Origin of the sequence: Fusibacter tunisiensis, assembly GCF_016908355.1 — a bacterium.
GTDB classification, from domain to species: Bacteria; Bacillota; Clostridia; order Peptostreptococcales; family Acidaminobacteraceae; genus Fusibacter_D; species Fusibacter_D tunisiensis.
The window spans coordinates 1-1,223 of the sequence record NZ_JAFBDT010000069.1 but is presented as its reverse complement, the minus strand read 5'-3'; the positions used below and the strand labels follow the sequence as shown (position 1 = coordinate 1,223).

Sequence of the window (1,223 nt, the reverse complement as noted above, 5' to 3'; positions counted from 1 at the left end):
TTTTCTAATGGCTAGATTTGCTGTACCATTTTTTCAGAAATGAAAATTTATAAAAAAACTCAAACTACTTATTGACTTTTATTAGCTGGTCTTTATTGGCAATTTAAATGCCTTATTTCATACCGATACGTAGTAAATAGTCTTTGTACATATAGTCTGTTGTTATGATATGTTTAAATACCCACTGAACAATTTGCGCCAACAGCTTTTTAAGGAAACCCTTTTGATTTTCATCAATATCTTCGGGATTTACAGATTTAAGAAAGGCAACAAAGTCGTCATGTTCTTTCTTATGTGCATGATACTCAGGATAATTGTATTTAAGAAACAGTTCTTCTTCTGTATTGAAATGATACACGGTATATGCGCGAAGTTCCTCGATCACTTCATAAATTTCATCGTAATTGTCATCGTCATCATCGTGATTCACCAATAGCTCGTTAATCCTATTACCTAAATCTAACAGACATTTATGCTGTTCGTCTATTGATTTTATGCCTAGTTCAAATTCCTTCTTCCAGATAAACATAATGTCCTCCCAATTATAAATTATTTTTCTTGCTCAACCCTTGATAGCTCTAAAGTCTTAGCTAGAAAACGGCATGTACGGTCTCCTGTACACCAACAGTCTATTTCCTTTACAGTAAATGGCGTCCCCGTGAAAGACTCCAAAAGTGCACTGATAAAGCCCTCATCGTATGTGCATATTTCAATACCGTTATCCGGTAAACCTGAACAATCCAAGTCTTCTGATACTGTCAAGACGAGTTCGCCTTTTTCCATGTCCATTTGCTCAATGCGTAAAATCCCAATCCCAAGTTCTCTTAATAGTTCTTGCAACTGATTGATAAAATCGCTTAGATTTACAACATCTTTTAAATAATGGTCGTAGAAGGCCTTTCCTGCAAGTTTGCCTGCATCATAGAAAAGTTGATCTGTCTCTTCTGTACCAAGTTTTTTTTCCATCACATCTCTAAAGGTGAATTGCATAAGCCTATACACTTCAACACGTGTCGTATTGCCTATATTGGGACGCCCTTCATCAATATTACCTAGAAGTGACCACGAAAATTCATATTTTCTTTCCTCACTCATATCAAAGCCTCCTTCCAATTTAGATTAATTGTTCCTAAATTCTACGTCGTTTTACGAAAACCATTAAAAATCGATATTTTCGCTGAACCTACGAAGAATTCAAGTAGTTACTCCTACATTTTAACATT

General features: G+C 35.1%; 2 protein-coding genes. Both read right to left on the bottom strand.

The genetic code is table 11. The features are described 5' to 3' along the window. Positions 1-112 precede the first annotated feature (112 nt). The gene (locus JOC49_RS13100; RefSeq protein ID WP_204665484.1) at positions 113-529 is read right to left on the bottom strand and encodes a bacteriohemerythrin; all 417 of its coding nucleotides are present in this window, start codon (positions 527-529) and stop codon (positions 113-115) included. A 20-nt stretch (positions 530-549) separates the two neighbouring features. After that, positions 550-1,095 carry a V4R domain-containing protein gene (locus tag JOC49_RS13095; RefSeq protein ID WP_204665483.1) on the bottom strand — a complete coding sequence of 182 codons (546 nt, stop codon included), beginning with the start codon at positions 1,093-1,095 and terminating at the stop codon, positions 550-552. Between the last annotated feature and the right edge of the window lie 128 nt (positions 1,096-1,223).